Here is a 15,074-nt window from a genome sequence, read left to right as displayed (position 1 = left end):
AGGAGAAACGGGACAAATAGAGAATCAGCAATGGAAATAAGCAACGTAAAAAGGAGAAACAAAGCAAATAGGGAATCAGCAATGGATATAAGCAACGTAAAAAGGAGAAACGGGACAAATAGAGAATCAGCAATGGAAATAAGCAACGTAAAAAGGAGAAACAAAGCAAATAGGGAATCTACAAAGGATATAAGCTATGCAAAAGAAAGAAATAAAGCAAATAGGGAACCAGCAATGGATATAAGCAACGTAAAAAGGAGAAACAAAGCAAATGGGGAATCCGCAAGGGGTATAAGCAACGTAAAAGGGAGAAACAAAGCAAATAGAGAATCCGCAATGGGTATAAGCAACGTAAAAAGGAGAAACGGGGCAAATAGAGAATCCGCAATGGATATAAGCAACGTAAAAAGGAGAAACAAAGCAAATAGAGAATCTACAAAGGATATAAGCCACATAAATGATGCGAAAACTCGAGTAAAGGGGAATTGCCAATTAAAGTGTGTCAGTCCTAATCTACTCCAGGTAGGGATTCATCGCTTCCAAGGGGAAATCTCCGACAGCTTCAAATACATAAAATAGGATAATGGATCCACTCCGCCTTATCCACTCCGCCCAATCAATCCACCCATCCACCCAAAACCAACCACACCCCAACAATCCATCCCCCTTAACCCCAAGTCCCCCCATACAACAAAAAAGTCGAGTGAGTTATCAAAACCCACTCAACCCCGAAACTAACTTATACAATCAAGCTCAATAATAAAGTAAATACTAAGCCAGAAATAGCAATGATTGTTTCTAATAATGTCCATGTAGCAAATGTTTCTTTCATTGATAAACCAAAATACTCTTTAAACATCCAGAAACCTGCGTCATTGACGTGTGATGCGATTAAGCTACCTGCACCTGTTGCGAGTACAACGAGCGCAAGGTTGACATCTGTTTGGCCGAGTAATGGGATTACAAGTCCTGCTGTTGTTAGTGCTGCAACTGTCGCAGAACCTAAGGAAATTCTCAGGATAGCTGCGATGGTCCAGGCTAACAAAATAGGTGAAAGGGTCGTGCCTTCGAATAATTGGGCTACGTAATCACCAACCCCACCGTCAATCAATACTTGCTTAAAAGCACCACCACCACCTATGATCAGTAGCATCATTCCAATTTGTGTGATGGCTGTTGTGCAAGAATCCATTACTTGTTTGATAGGAATATTGCGGCCAATGCCCATTGTGTAAATAGCAACAAGAAGGGAAATCAAAATCGCGATTGACGCATCACCAATGAACTTAATCACAACAATGAATAGGTTATCGCTAAAGCCCATTGTTTCTTGAAGCAATGTAATAACTGTTGCAATCGACATAAGGATGACTGGTAACATCGCTGTAAATACACTGATACCAAATCCTGGTGTTTCCTCAAGTTTAAATTGTTTTTGCTCACCTAACGAAGCAATATTTCCGCTCTTTGTGAATGAGTTTGGTACGATTTTCTTCGCAATTTTAGTGAAAACTGGACCAGCAATAATCACTGTTGGGATGGCAATAATCATCCCATATAATAGAACTTCACCGATATTTGCACCGTACTCCCCAGCAATAACAGTTGGTCCAGGGTGAGGTGGTAGGAATCCATGTGTAACTGATAATGCTGCTGCCATCGGGATACCCAGATAGAGAATCGATACTTTTAATTCTCTTGAAATCGCAAATACGATAGGAATAAGTAATACAAGACCTACTTCAAAGAATAGGGCAATCCCAATGATAAAGGATGATAGGACAACTGCCCATTGGATATTTTTCTCTCCAAACTTATTGACAAGGGTCATTGCAATTCTTTGTGCGCCACCAGCGTCAGCGATTAATTTTCCAAGCATCGCACCTAGACCAAAGATTAAAGCGATATGTCCAAGTGTTCCGCCAAGACCGCTTTCAATTGTGCCAACAATTTCGGATGTTGGCATGCCAAGAGCTAAGGCAACACCAAATGAAACGATAATCAGTGAGACAAATGTGTTGAGTTTAAGTCCCATGATGAGGAGCAATAGGGCGATGATACCTAAGGCAACAATAAATAATGGCATAGTTCTCTCTCCTTTTTATTCGCTATCTTTCCCTATCAAGCCTCTTTGATAGTTGGCGATTTTTGTATATTCCTCTGTTAATACTCTTGTCAGGTTGATAAAGCTAGGCATTAGTTGACGATACTCATTGGCTGCATCTTCATCTGGTGTATGTTTATGTGTACTACCAATCATGTCAGAAGCCACTGCAAAACTATCAATTTCACCAGTAGCGTATAACCCAAGGATACATGCACCTAAGCAGGAACTTTCATAGCTTTCAGGTACGACCACTTCAGAGTCAAAAATATCCGCCATCATTTGGCGCCAAACGGCAGAGCGGGCAAATCCGCCTGTCGCTTGAATACGCGTAACAGGTTCGTCCATACACTCCATAAGAGCGAGAAAAACAGTGTATAAGTTAAAAATGACACCTTCTAATGCAGCGCGAATCATATGTTCTTTTTTATGTGAAAGGGTTAAACCAAAGAATGATCCCCGAACATCTGGATTCCATACAGGTGCTCTTTCACCTGCAAGGAAAGGGTGGAAAATAAGCCCGTTTGCGCCCGGTCTCACACGTTCAGCAATTTTCGTTAACACTTCATATGGATCGAGTCCTAAACGTTTGGCAGTCTCTACCTCAGATGAGGCAAACTCGTCACGAATCCAACGGAGGACAATCCCTCCATTATTAACAGGGCCACCAATGACCCAATGATCTTCCGTTAGGGCATAACAGAAAATCCGCCCTTTTTCGTCTGTTTGCGGACGATCAATAATCGTACGAATCGCTCCACTAGTTCCGATGGTGACGGCAATTTCCCCTTTACCAATTGCATTGACACCAAGGTTAGAGAGAACACCATCACTTGCACCGATAACAAAAGGGGTATGGGGATCAAGTCCCATTTGTAAGGCAAGCTCACTGTCACATTGTGTGAATATCTGAGTTGTGGGAACCAGGGTGGATAGCTGGTCCTCGCGAATGCCCGCTATCTTTAAAGCTTCTTTGTCCCATGTTAATTCAGTAAGATTCATCATCCCCATTGCTGATGCGATAGAATAATCAACAACATATTGGTTAAAAAACTTCTTGAAAATATACTCTTTTATACCAATGTATTTTTTCGCTCTATTGGCTATTTCTGGGCGTTCGTTTGTGATCCATGTTATTTTACTTAATGGGGACATTGGATGAATAGGGGTCCCTGTTCGCTTATAAATCTCATGGCCACCCCATTCATCTTTAATTTTATGTGCCCATGATTCACTACGATTATCGGCCCATGTAATACATGGGGTCAATGGTTGATCATTTTCATCGATAGCAATTAAGCTATGCATGGCACTACTAAAGGAAATAAATGCTGGCATCATTTCGCTATTTTTTTTCATAATGTTCGTTATCGCCTGCTTGACCGCTTGATAAATTTCTTCAGGGTCTTGCTCAGCTGTAGACATATCCGGTGTATGCAATGGGTAGCCGATATTTTCTTTTTGAATGACTTTCCCGTCTTTTGTAAAAAGAACAGCCTTTGTGCTGGTTGTTCCAATATCTACACCTAACATATAGGTGGTCATTTTGTTCCGCCCCCTTCTGCAAGTATCTCTTGGGATTTCCACATATCTTCAACTCGTCCTTGCACATCATCAAAATTTTGATGGAGAGATTGAATCATTAATGTTTTATCTTTTTTCTCAATTGCTTCAATATAGAGTGCGTGGTTTGTGAAAATTCGCTCGAAATCCTGATGGTTTTCTTTAAAACGCTTGCGCATGGACAAAAGAATCATCCCCTCCATGACCGGTTTTAAATTATTCCAGATCATTAATATATAAGAGTGATTAGCGGCTCTAATAATTGTTTCATGAAATTGTAAATCCTGAAGTGAGAATTCATCTGCATCATTATATTTAATAGAGACTTTCATCATTTCTAAAATCTTATTGAGTTCCTTTACAAGGTCAGTAATATCTGAACGTACAAGCCGTTGATAGATAAACGTTTCAATAAGAATGCGCACATCATATATTTCTTCTATTTCTTTCTCGGATAAACCAATGACGACTGCACCCATTCGTTCTTGACGAATAATATTTTCAGCAGAAAGAATCTTTAATGCTTCTCTTATTGGTGATCGACTTACTGAAAATTCTGCAGCTAATTTATTTTCTGAAAGAATGGTACCGCTTTCAATACGTCCTGAGAGAATTTGCATCCTTAATTCACTTACAACGCGCTCACCTGTCGAAGCTTTCGTGAGCCATTTGGAAGGGTAGAGAAATTCCATTGGTTCGTTCATCATGACACCTTCTCATTTAGTATACTTGTATACAAGTATTATATCTCGAATTCTCGATTATTCAAGGCGTTAGTAAGAATTGTTTTTTTTCGCTAAGGAGGAAATGGAGAAAAGGAGGCGGGTGAATCCTCTTAGAAAGGTATTTTTAGTAAATATAAGGGTTTAAATTATTATTCACTATTTAAAATAAATCATTCGTCACTATGTCACATATCAATGAAGAGAAGGGTGAAATGATACCCATTCAAAGTTATGAGATAGTCAATGGATACATGCTTTAGATTGTCGTAAGCCTCAAACCACTTATGCTTCGCAGGTTCAAGAATTAATGCATCAAAAGCCCCTTCGTCAACTGCAATAACGGCTCTAGAAAACGAACCCTAGATGTGCCCATGTAGGCCATATCCATACAACGAACCCAATAGCGTTTATTCGGGTGAAGAAAAAACAACCACATATCCCATTATGGGTTTGGACATACTATAATTAAAAATGTATAGTGCTCAAATGTATGTACGGTCGTGTTTGAAAAAAGAAAATGAATGAAGGAGGTGTGAGACATGGAAATTAAAAAAGCAAGTAATCGTCATTATGGTATTGATGATAGTGGGAAGGAACAAGGAGAAGTTACTTTTGCAGAAAGAGACGATCACACCATTGTTATTGAACATACATATGTAGGGGAAGAAGCACGAGGGACAGGTCTTGCTGAACAACTAGTGGATTCGGTTGTGCAAGAGGTGAAAAGTCAAAATAAAAAAATTATCCCAGCTTGTCCCTTTGTCGCTGCCTTATTTAAGAAGAAGGCAGAATATCGGGAAGTGCAAGCTTAAAACAAAAAAAGTAGGTGACGGTGATTGCCTACTTTTTTATTATGGAGCTGATTGGCTGGAGTGAGTTTGGTATTCAACAGGGCTCATTCCAGCCAATTTTTCTTTTGAACGTTCGTAGATATATTTTACCATTCGCCTTTTTAAATCTCCATAGCTTACTAGTTCCTTCACCATAATACATTGCTTGCAAAGTGTTGTCTGCGCGGGTCACTTTACGAGACATACTCTTTGGCGTTTTGCCCGCTTGTTGTGCTGATACTACCAGCCTTGATCGGAATGGGTCTATAGTCTCTTTTATAGGTTCCACTCCTTGATTCCATACGCAATAATTTCTCCGTTATAAAGGTAAAGAATCGGATTTTAATATAGTTTCTTTTCTTCATTACATTTGCATTTTGTCACCTCAGTTACTAATTTTGAAAATCTACTCGAATATTGACTAAGATAGAAAAATATCATAAAAGTCTGTCGAAAAGGATGAATATTAGATATAATATTCATATTAGAATAAAAATTTAGAATTCATTTAGTTGAGTAATGTAGTAACGTTTTAACAGATCCTTCAAGCACTTTGATCATACTATCATTCATTTAATGTTGAATTATTTACATCAAAAGATAAAAAAAGGAGGAGAATGGATGGAGTTGTTTCATGAAATAGTTAAAATGATAGGGAACTTTGTATGGGGCCCAATCACCCTTATTCTAATTGTTGGGACAGGTATTTTTCTTACTATTAGGTTAGGGCTTTTACAAGTTCGAGACTTACCTTATGCATTGAAGCTTGCTTTTAGTAAAAGTGAGAATAGCAAGAAAGATAATGGAGATATTTCTCACTTCCAATCGCTAATGACTGCAATGGCAGCTACCCTTGGAATTGGGAATATGACGGGTGTAGCAACGGCTATTTTAATGGGGGGTGTCGGTGCTCTATTTTGGATGTGGGTAGCAGCCTTTTTTGGAATGGCCACCAAGTATGGAGAGGCGATATTGGCTGTTAAATATCGTGTGACGAACCACAAAGGAGAAATATCAGGTGGACCAATGTATTATATTGAAAAAGGGCTTGGGTGGAAGTGGTTAGCTGTTTTATTCGCCTTGTTTGGTTTTTTAGCTTCCTTTGGCATTGGTAATATGACGCAGGCAAATACAGTAGCGGGTTCACTTCAAGCAAATTTTAATATTAATCCTTGGCTAACAGGCTTTGTTCTAATGGTGTTAACAGGTCTTGTTTTATTAGGTGGAATTAAAGGTATCGGGAGAATTACCGGAATTTTCGTTCCATTCATGGCCTTGTTCTATTTAGCTGGTGGACTGCTTATAATTATTTTAAATATAACAGAGGTTCCTGCAGCTTTTGCCCTTATATTTAAAGAAGCGTTTAACCCTTCTGCTGCAGCCGGTGGTGCAATTGGGATGGCTATTCGATACGGTGTTGCTCGTGGGGTATTTTCCAATGAGGCTGGTTTAGGATCTGCACCGATTGCAGCAGCGGCTGCGAAAACGGATTATCCAGGAAGACAAGCACTCGTATCAATGACGGGCACATTTATTGATACATTGATTGTATGTACTGTAACAGGTCTTGCGATTGTAATGAGCGGCATATATGTTGGACATGGCGATGCCTCTTCTCTAACTGGAGAAGCATTTGAATTCTTCCTTCCACATGTAGGTAATTATATTGTTATTTTCGGTATTATACTATTTGCTTATTCAACAATTATTGGTTGGTCTTATTATGGAGAGAAGTGTTTTGGTTATTTATTCGGTGATAAAAACACATGGATTTATAAAATTGTTTTCGTTGCTGTTGTTATGGTAGGAGCAGGTCTTGAATTAGAGTTAGTTTGGGGAATTGCAGATATATTCAATGCGTTGATGGCTCTGCCTAACTTAATAGCACTCTTATTCTTGTCTCCAGTGATTGTATCTGAGACGAAAAAATTTAAAGCGATCAGGCAAAAGGAGAAGCAAGAAGCGAAGAATCAATCAGTGGTAGGTTAGGTGAATGTGCTCATTAAAGTAGCAGTCTATTTGATTTTCACAAAAATAAAAATGCAACGGCTATCGTTTAGCGTTGCATTTTTTAATTTTAAGGCAATATAGATGAGAAAAGCTCACCAGATGGCGAGCTTTTTTTGGCTGGAACACTAGAGAAGGGGACCATCCATTAAGTAAGGAAGGTGTTTTACTCTTTATGCATTTTCCTAAGCCAAATCGCAAGTTGCAGTGTAATCGCATCGAGAGTATGCTGTGGGTTATATCCGGTTATTTCTTTGATTTTCTTTAACCGATAAATGAGTGAGTTTCTATGGATAAATAAACTTTTTGCACACTCTCCAAGGTTTAAATTGTTTGCAAACAAGCTTTCAAGTGTTTCAATGAGTTTCTCCGAAAGTCCATTCAGTACTCTTGTATAATAGTAGGTTTTAGATGCTTCACTCAGTTCATTCAGTAATGCTTGTGCTTCAATTTCTTTAAAAGTGGAAAAAATAGAAGACTCATCACTTAACGTTAAAGCTGAAATCGACTGCTGATAGGAATGATGAATGTCATTGACAGTATTTACATTCGCACCCAATCCAATTCTCGCAGTGAGTTGTTTTTCTTCTATAAATGAAATGAAATTTTGGTAGCGATTCATGATTTGTATCTCTGTTAAGCCTGTATGAAGAATAAATTGTTGATTTATCCCTAGGAAACCAATCAATGTATTCTCTTTAGGAAAAAATCTCTCCACCCATTGGATAAAGTCATTTTTTTTCAATTTAGGCATATCTGTTTTAATGACTGACACTTGAAAGGGGGGCAAAAGTTGAATCTCAAATAATTTAAATCGTTGTTCAATTGATGGATATTCGATGGAGTCCTGTAATAAATCATCGAATAAATGATCCTTCGCTTTTTGTTGCCATTCTAACTGATCTAAACTAAAAGATTGTTGAATCATCATCTCTGTAATCATTTTTACTAACTCACCAAATTCGAAAATTTCCTCTGGGTCACCAGTAATGCCAATCACACCGATGATTTTTTTTTGAAAATGAATAGGTAGGTTAACACCGGGATATGAATTTTTCCACTGAATATCCTTATCACTAATGGTGACAGCTCTACCAGTACGTAAAACTTCGGTTGCTCCTTCATGAATCGTATTGATTCGATCGGGATTACCAGATGCAATAATTTTGCCTCTATCATCCATAATGTTTATATTCCTATCCAGTCTAACCATGGTTTGCTTAACAATTTCTGCGGCAATTTCACGTGTTAACATATATGGCCCATCCTTATTCTCTTCATTTCGTTTGTTATATATCAGTAAAATAATATCACAATCTGTTTATAATAGATAAAAATTAATCCAAAATAATCTGTTTTTTTGTTCAACCATACCGATGACAAATAGTATAACACATAATTATAATAAGGATAACACAATAGATGTTAGGTGGGCGATTTTATGAAAGTAGTTATTGCACCTGATTCATATAAAGGTAGCTTATCAAGTGTTTCTGCTGCAGAAGCAATTGCTAGAGGTGTTAAGAAAGCGCTTCCCTCGTGTGAAGTTATTTCTGTTCCTGTAGCGGATGGTGGAGAAGGAACAATGGATAGTCTTGTATCCGCAACGGGGGGACAGAAGGTAAAAGTTAGTGTAATGGGTCCATTACACAAAAAGGTCGAGGCGGAGTATGGTGTACTCGGCGATGAAAAAACATGTGTCATTGAAATGGCAAGTGCCTCCGGTTTAGAGCTGATAGATAAAAGTGTACGTAATCCATTGATTGCTACAACTTTTGGCACAGGGGAATTAATTAAGAAAGCGTTAGATGATGGATATCGCCATTTTATTTTAGCAGTTGGTGGAAGCGCTACCAATGATGGCGGAGCTGGTATGTTACAAGCTCTAGGGCTAAAAATGATGAACGATGCCGGAGAAGAAATTGGTCTTGGTGGCGAAGCGTTAGGCAAGGTTACGACTGTTCAATTAGACTCTCTTGATTCGCGGATTAAGGATTGTCAATTTCTAATCGCTTCTGATGTACAGAATCCGTTTGTTGGTCCTAATGGCGCTTCTCATGTTTTTGGTCCTCAAAAAGGGGCAAGTCCTGAAGTGGTCGAGATGTTAGATCGTTATATGGTTAACTGGGCAAATGTGATTGAACAAGCGACTAAAGTTCGCTTACATGATCGGCCGGGTGCAGGTGCAGCTGGTGGTATTGGGGGCGCTTTTCAAGCCTTTTTCCCTGCTGAAATGAAAAGAGGTATTGATATTGTTATTGAGTATACAGGGTTGCGAGAGAAATTAAAGGGAGCAACTTGTGTGTTTACTGGCGAAGGGCAGTGTGATTACCAAACAGCTTCAGGGAAAACACCTATGGGTGTAGCTGAGGCAGCAAAGGTTGAGGGAGCACCTGTTTTCGTATTAGCTGGATCGATAGGTAAAGGGATCGATGAGTTGTATCAGTACGGAATCACAAGTGTGCATAGTTTAACAACAGGCCCTATGGATTTAGAAGAAGCGATGGCCCGAACAGAAGAGTTACTCGAGTCAGCGGCAGAACGAGTGATAAGAACGTATCTTGCTTACAATATATAAAATAGCTTGTTAGGAGGGTAATACAATGTTGTTTTTAATTATTGCTATTGGTGTGTTAATTATAGTTTTGGCTACAGCTAAATTCAAAATCCACCCATTTATGTCCTTACTTATTGGTGCTTTATTCGTAGGTTTTGCATCGGGAATGCCTTTTGAGTTAATTATAGAGAGCATCAATACAGGCTTTGGTGGTGTAATGACTAGTATTGGTCTAGTCATCGTATTTGGTACGATTATTGGTGTGATTCTAGAAAAGGCCGGCGCTGCTTATCGAATGGCGGAAGTTGTCTTACGAATTGTTGGTCCGAAAAGACCACAATTAGCTATGAGCATTATTGGTTTTATCGTCTCTATTCCTGTTTTTTGTGATTCTGGTTTTATTATTTTGAATAGTTTAAGACAAGCGCTAGCTAAGAGAGCTAAAGTAGCTATGGCTTCTATGTCAGTTGCATTAGCAACAGGGCTTTATGCTACTCATACCCTCGTACCTCCTACACCAGGACCCATTGCAGCTGCAGGGAACATTGGTGCAGATGTATATTTAGGTACAGTTATTCTGATTGGTTTTATCGTTGCAATACCAGCTGCAGCAGTTGGGTACTTTTGGTCTGTCAAAGTAGCAACAAAAATTGAAGTACCAGAAGATAATAGTTCAGAAGAATTTGATTACGATAAGGTAGTGGCCTCTTTTGGTAAAATGCCTTCAACCTTTCAAGCATTCTTGCCAATAATCTTTCCGATTCTATTAATTGCTCTGGGCTCGGTTATTTCATTGTTAAACTTTGATGGTGGCTTTGCTCAATTTTTTATCTTCTTAGGTAATCCAGTGATGGCTTTATTACTAGGTATAGTTGTTGCATTGCCGTTATTACCGAAATTAGATGAAGAAACTTTAACCGGTTGGGTAGGTAAAGGATTATTAGATGCTGCACCGATCCTATTAATTACTGGTGTCGGTGGTTCATTTGGAACAATGATTAAAAATTCAGGCATTGCAGATATCATTCAAGGGTGGGATATTTCTGATGTCTTTACAGGGGTGTTATTCCTACTTATCCCATTTATTATCGGAGCGGCCTTAAAGACAGCGCAAGGATCGTCAACGACTTCTCTTGTGTTAACGTCATCGCTAATAGCTCCAATGCTTCCAGTAGTTGGAATTGAAGGAGCTGTCCCATTAGCACTCGTGGTCATGGCGCTTGGTGCAGGAGCAATGGCAGTAAGTCATGTAAATGATAGCTATTTCTGGGTTGTAACACAGTTCACAGGGATGCAAGTGACAGATGCTTATAAAGCACAGACAATGGCAACCTTATTACAGGGGATTGTTACCCTCATTACAACAATGATTCTTTGGTTAATATTAGTTTAATATAAAAAGGAGGGTGCCATATAAAGGCATCCTCTTTTTATTATGCACCTTTACCACCAGCAACTATGAAATGCTGCCCATACGGCGGTTGTCCTGGCGTGACCATTCAACCAGCAACGGAAGAGCAATTTGATGAAAAGACTGAATCCATTTACAAGCATAATTGGTAGCATATATTGTAAACCAAGGGAAACCCCTTTTACATTAATATTCATTACCTTTCTATAGCCATATCAATTGCCAGAACTACTGTAATGAACGCTACTTTATTTGTAAACGTCCCATTTTTCGTTCCACTATTACAATATTAAGTACTATTTTAGGTTGCTTCTTATTGTGCAAGAAGTTTGTTTATTTCCTGATTTAATGTTTCAAGGAAAATATCTGTCAGTCGGTTTATATGTTTTTTCTTTAAATGAACCCAGCCGTAGTGAACTTTTTCCTCTTTTAATTCTTGTATTTTTACCCCTGTAATCCCATCAATATGTTGAAATGAATAATCAAGTCCAATCGTTATCGCATTACCACTCGATACCCATTGGGTAATCGCATTTGTATGATTGGTTTTTACAACTAAATTTCTTTCGCTATTGTGATCAAGAAGCTGTTTGATTGTCTGACTAAGATAAGCATCTTGATATAAAATAATCGGATATCTTGATAAATCCTTTTTTGAAATAAAAGGCTTTTTAGCAAGGGTGGAATGGGCCTGCACACCAGCAACCATATAGCCTTCTAGTAGAGGTTCAAAGTGGAATTTATCTTCATTTACTTCAGAAGATGGCCCAACAACAAGCATACCCACGTCTATTTCTTCATTGATTAGTTTTTCGGTTATTTCCTTTGGTCCTAACTCTTGAAGCTCTATTGAGACATTTGGGTGTTCTTTTTTAAAAGAAAATACGGCTGCAAGTAGGGCGTTTGAAGGACCTGGAATCGTAGAAATACGAAGATGTCCTTGGAGTTTTTCTGTTTGCGCTTGTGCGATCGTTTGAAATTCTTCCGCCATCTTCATGATTTCCTCTGCCTTTTCAATTAACAGAGCGCCTTCAGCAGTTAAATGGGCACCAGAACGCGAGCGTTTAAATAACGTCAGCCCTAGCTCAGTCTCTAAACTACTGATGGATTGGCTTAATGCCGATATCGAAAGGAAAAGTTCATGAGCTGCTACAGTGAATGATTGTGTTTTTGCCACAGTTGAAAAATGTTTTAGTTGATCAAAGGTCATTTACTATCACCTATTTTTCTTGGATTCAAAAATTAGTATACTGTTAATTCGTCGATTCTATCTATATATTTTTGAGCAGGTTTTTTCTAGCGTGTTTTATGTTAAAATAAATACGATATAGGTAAAAAGAATGTATTTCGTTAGGTTTGTTGAGCATTTAGAACTAGGTTAGAACAATTGTGTTTATAGAGAGATAGTAAATAATATCCTTAAAAGGAGTAGACAATTGAATGATGCAACGAATAAGCAAGTAACCAAAACACGAGAGATTGTGTGCAATGCTTTAATGGATTTGATGAATCAATGCCAATTTCGTGAAATAAAAATATCGGCAATTACGAAACAAGCAGGGATTGCACGAGTAACTTTTTATAGAAACTTTGGAACAAAAGAAGATATTATTCGCATCTATTTACGTCAATTGTATCGAGATTTATTCAATATGAGGAAGAGACAAGACAACCTAACTATAGGACAAATGATCCATATGATATTTATGATTACAGAACTACAAAAGCCAGTGTTGAGAAAACTATTTGCGCATGATTTGGAATACTTAGTTATGGAAGAATTCATTGAAATGATAGAAGAAGGGCTAGAGGAAGTATTCACTGACGTTGATATTGCAGAATACTTAATTCAATTTCAAATCGGCGGTTTCACTAAAATTATACTAAACTGGGTAAAAGAGGATTGTGAGAAAAACGCTACTCATTTTTGTAATCAAATCACGAACTTGATGAAGCAGTATCCATTAAATACAAAAAACTAAAAAGCATGTCTTCAATACAGCAATGCTAACAACCTTTTTTTATGAAAAATAGTAAATATCGTTAGAGTTGCTTTTTATTTTAAATACTTTATTGTATTATTTAAATAAAATAATCTGTAAAAATAGATTATTAGTATAATTTGGTTTTTTATAAATAAACTGAACAACCTATATAAAGGAGGGGTGTAAATTGAAATGGCGCTTTTGTCCGTTGGGAGATCAAGCTTTGCTCATAGAATTAGGGGATCAGATTTCATCTGAAACTCAACAACATATTCAAATGTTCTCGCATTTTCTCGAGGGTCAACGCTTACCGTGGCTGAAGGAATGTATTCCTGCTTATACGAATATTGCAGTTTTTTATGATATTTGGAAGGTTAGTCAATTATGCGGTAAAGACCAACTGCCTTATGAATTTGTCTGTGCAGAACTGCATGAATTATTAAAATCTGTGGATATACAAACTCATCTATCTTCCAGGAAAATTGACATTCCTGTCTGTTATGGTGGGGAGTTTGGGCCCGATTTAGATGAAGTTGCCCGGTTAAATCACCTAACACCCGATGAAGTAATTACGATTCATGCAGCTGGTGATTATTTGGTCCATATGATTGGTTTTGCCCCCGGATTTCCATTTATCGGTGGGATGTCTGAAAAGATTGCGGCACCCAGAAGGAAATCACCAAGGCTACAAATTCCAGCTCGGACTGTTGGGATTGCAGGGATGCAAACAGGTGTATATCCTATTGAAACACCTGGGGGTTGGCAATTGATCGGAAGGACACCAATCGAATTATTTACTCCAGAGGGAGAAATGCCAACATTGCTAAGAGCTGGGGATCGCATTCAATTTAAGCCAATTAGCTTTGAGGAGTACAAGCAATTGGAGGCTGAACAGTCATGATAGAGATTAAGAAACCAGGTTTATTAACGACCGTACAAGATCTTGGGCGAACAGGTTTCCAGAAGTATGGTGTAATCGCTAGTGGTGTCATGGATCAAGATGCACATAAGATTGCGAATATGCTTGTTGGGAACAACGAAGAACAACCTACATTAGAAATGACATTAATCGGCCCACGGATTGTCTTTCATGAAGATTGTTTGATTAGTCTTTGTGGAGGAGATATTGGCCCGCAAATCAATGGTCAAAAGGTGAGGTTGTGGCGTCCTATATGGGTAAAGGCGAAAAGTGAATTAACATTTGGTTCATATAAAGAGGGATGTAGGACTTATCTAGCCATTGCAGGTGGATTTGATGTCGAGGTGGTTATGGATAGTTATGCTACTTACTTACGAGCTCATATAGGTGGTCATAAAGGGCGTGCTCTTCAAAAAGGCGATCAATTATCTTTGAAAGAGAAGAGTAGGTTATCGGGAAAAATCATGGATTCTTTAAAACAACCAGACAAGCCGTTTGTTGAAGCGCAGTGGAGTATACCGATTCAAACAAGGAGACCGTCTAATCAAAGAATTAGAGTGATTGAAGGGAAACAATTCTCTCTTTTTAATAAAGACAGCAAAATCGCTTTATTCAGTCACCCATATAAAGTGGCATCACAGTCTGACCGCATGGGTTATCGCCTGAGTGGGAGCGCACTCGCATTATCAGAAGAGAAAGAAATGATCTCAGAGGCGGTTACTATGGGTACCATTCAAGTACCACCTGATGGGCAACCGATCATCTTAATGGCTGATAGGCAAACGACTGGAGGCTATCCGAAGATTGGGCAAGTGGCATCCATCGATTTACATGTTTTGGCTCAGACAAAGCCTGGAGAAGAAGTGTATTTTGAAAAGATATCTTTTGCAGCAGCTCAAAGGCTCTATATTCAAAAGGAGCAAAGACTTTATGAGTATAAAAAGAGCATCCAAATAAAATATCGATAAGGAGG

The 15,074-nt window shown here is 38.4% G+C and carries 13 protein-coding genes; 8 read left to right on the top strand and 5 right to left on the bottom strand.

The annotated features are described in order from the left end of the window. The first annotated feature begins 30 nt into the window (after positions 1 to 30). Positions 31 to 579, top strand: coding sequence for a hypothetical protein (locus tag H9655_RS19850; RefSeq protein WP_225230772.1), 549 nt, complete (start codon positions 31 to 33; stop codon positions 577 to 579). Positions 580 to 739: 160 nt separating this feature from the next. Here the strand turns inward: H9655_RS19850 and H9655_RS19845 are convergent, their stop codons facing one another. From H9655_RS19845 to H9655_RS19835, 3 genes are read right to left on the bottom strand one after another with little or no spacing between them, the layout of a single operon-like run. After that, positions 740 to 2,086, bottom strand: coding sequence for a GntP family permease (locus H9655_RS19845; protein WP_191816971.1), 1,347 nt, complete (start codon positions 2,084 to 2,086; stop codon positions 740 to 742). A gap of 15 nt (positions 2,087 to 2,101) precedes the next feature. Then, positions 2,102 to 3,649, bottom strand: a complete 1,548-nt coding sequence (gene gntK, locus H9655_RS19840; RefSeq protein WP_191816970.1) for a gluconokinase — start codon at positions 3,647 to 3,649, stop codon at positions 2,102 to 2,104. After that, a complete protein-coding gene (locus tag H9655_RS19835) occupies positions 3,646 to 4,371 on the bottom strand; it encodes a GntR family transcriptional regulator (protein WP_191816969.1) in 726 nt (241 codons plus the stop codon). Before H9655_RS19835 ends, gntK begins: the two co-directional genes overlap by 4 nt. A 560-nt stretch (positions 4,372 to 4,931) precedes the next feature. Between H9655_RS19835 and H9655_RS19830 the strand changes: the two genes are divergently transcribed. Both H9655_RS19830 and H9655_RS19825 read left to right on the top strand, forming a co-directional pair. Beyond that, on the top strand, positions 4,932 to 5,204 hold the full coding sequence (locus H9655_RS19830) for a GNAT family N-acetyltransferase (protein ID WP_191816968.1): 273 nt from the start codon (positions 4,932 to 4,934) through the stop codon (positions 5,202 to 5,204). Positions 5,205 to 5,843: 639 nt separating this feature from the next. Continuing rightward, positions 5,844 to 7,211 (top strand): alanine/glycine:cation symporter family protein, encoded by a 1,368-nt coding sequence (locus tag H9655_RS19825; RefSeq protein WP_191816967.1) that lies wholly within the window; start codon positions 5,844 to 5,846, stop codon positions 7,209 to 7,211. 184 nt (positions 7,212 to 7,395) lie between these two features. On the opposite strand, the gene H9655_RS19820 is transcribed toward H9655_RS19825, so the two are convergent. Then, positions 7,396 to 8,484: a CdaR family transcriptional regulator gene (locus tag H9655_RS19820; RefSeq protein ID WP_191816966.1), complete on the bottom strand. Its 1,089-nt coding sequence runs from the start codon at positions 8,482 to 8,484 to the stop codon at positions 7,396 to 7,398. Between the two features lie 186 nt (positions 8,485 to 8,670). Here H9655_RS19820 and H9655_RS19815 point away from each other — a divergent pair, with 186 nt between their 5' ends. Continuing rightward, positions 8,671 to 9,807 (top strand): glycerate kinase, encoded by a 1,137-nt coding sequence (locus H9655_RS19815; protein WP_191816965.1) that lies wholly within the window; start codon positions 8,671 to 8,673, stop codon positions 9,805 to 9,807. 25 nt (positions 9,808 to 9,832) lie between these two features. Continuing rightward, positions 9,833 to 11,179, top strand: a complete 1,347-nt coding sequence (locus H9655_RS19810) for a GntP family permease (RefSeq protein ID WP_191816964.1) — start codon at positions 9,833 to 9,835, stop codon at positions 11,177 to 11,179. A 331-nt stretch (positions 11,180 to 11,510) separates the two neighbouring features. On the opposite strand, the gene H9655_RS19805 is transcribed toward H9655_RS19810, so the two are convergent. Next, the gene (locus H9655_RS19805; RefSeq protein ID WP_191816963.1) at positions 11,511 to 12,407 is read right to left on the bottom strand and encodes a LysR family transcriptional regulator; all 897 of its coding nucleotides are present in this window, start codon (positions 12,405 to 12,407) and stop codon (positions 11,511 to 11,513) included. Between the two features lie 226 nt (positions 12,408 to 12,633). Here H9655_RS19805 and H9655_RS19800 point away from each other — a divergent pair, with 226 nt between their 5' ends. The 3 genes from H9655_RS19800 to H9655_RS19790 all read left to right on the top strand — a co-directional run bounded on the left by H9655_RS19800 (position 12,634) and on the right by H9655_RS19790 (position 15,069). Then, a complete protein-coding gene (locus H9655_RS19800; RefSeq protein ID WP_191816962.1) occupies positions 12,634 to 13,179 on the top strand; it encodes a TetR/AcrR family transcriptional regulator in 546 nt (181 codons plus the stop codon). 190 nt (positions 13,180 to 13,369) lie between these two features. Beyond that, entirely contained in the window at positions 13,370 to 14,083 is a 714-nt protein-coding gene (gene pxpB / locus H9655_RS19795; protein ID WP_191816961.1) for a 5-oxoprolinase subunit PxpB, read from the top strand. Next, positions 14,080 to 15,069 carry a 5-oxoprolinase subunit C family protein gene (locus H9655_RS19790; RefSeq protein WP_191816960.1) on the top strand — a complete coding sequence of 330 codons (990 nt, stop codon included), beginning with the start codon at positions 14,080 to 14,082 and terminating at the stop codon, positions 15,067 to 15,069. The genes pxpB and H9655_RS19790 overlap by 4 nt, the downstream gene beginning before the upstream one ends. Positions 15,070 to 15,074 lie beyond the last annotated feature (5 nt).

The organism is Cytobacillus stercorigallinarum (assembly GCF_014836495.1).
Lineage (GTDB): Bacteria > Bacillota > Bacilli > Bacillales > Cytobacillaceae > Cytobacillus > Cytobacillus stercorigallinarum.
This window is presented reverse-complemented; position numbering and strand designations above follow the sequence as displayed.

What these genes read in the sequence shown, in the direction of transcription:
- H9655_RS19850 (WP_225230772.1), top strand. Translation starts at nt 31, where the DNA reads ATGGAAATAAGCAACGTAAAAAGGAGAAACAAAGCAAATAGGGAATCA.
- H9655_RS19845 (WP_191816971.1), bottom strand. Translation starts at nt 2,086, where the DNA reads ATGCCATTATTTATTGTTGCCTTAGGTATCATCGCCCTATTGCTCCTC.
- gntK (WP_191816970.1), bottom strand. Translation starts at nt 3,649, where the DNA reads ATGACCACCTATATGTTAGGTGTAGATATTGGAACAACCAGCACAAAG.
- H9655_RS19835 (WP_191816969.1), bottom strand. Translation starts at nt 4,371, where the DNA reads ATGAACGAACCAATGGAATTTCTCTACCCTTCCAAATGGCTCACGAAA.
- H9655_RS19830 (WP_191816968.1), top strand. Translation starts at nt 4,932, where the DNA reads ATGGAAATTAAAAAAGCAAGTAATCGTCATTATGGTATTGATGATAGT.
- H9655_RS19825 (WP_191816967.1), top strand. Translation starts at nt 5,844, where the DNA reads ATGGAGTTGTTTCATGAAATAGTTAAAATGATAGGGAACTTTGTATGG.
- H9655_RS19820 (WP_191816966.1), bottom strand. Translation starts at nt 8,484, where the DNA reads ATGTTAACACGTGAAATTGCCGCAGAAATTGTTAAGCAAACCATGGTT.
- H9655_RS19815 (WP_191816965.1), top strand. Translation starts at nt 8,671, where the DNA reads ATGAAAGTAGTTATTGCACCTGATTCATATAAAGGTAGCTTATCAAGT.
- H9655_RS19810 (WP_191816964.1), top strand. Translation starts at nt 9,833, where the DNA reads ATGTTGTTTTTAATTATTGCTATTGGTGTGTTAATTATAGTTTTGGCT.
- H9655_RS19805 (WP_191816963.1), bottom strand. Translation starts at nt 12,407, where the DNA reads ATGACCTTTGATCAACTAAAACATTTTTCAACTGTGGCAAAAACACAA.
- H9655_RS19790 (WP_191816960.1), top strand. Translation starts at nt 14,080, where the DNA reads ATGATAGAGATTAAGAAACCAGGTTTATTAACGACCGTACAAGATCTT.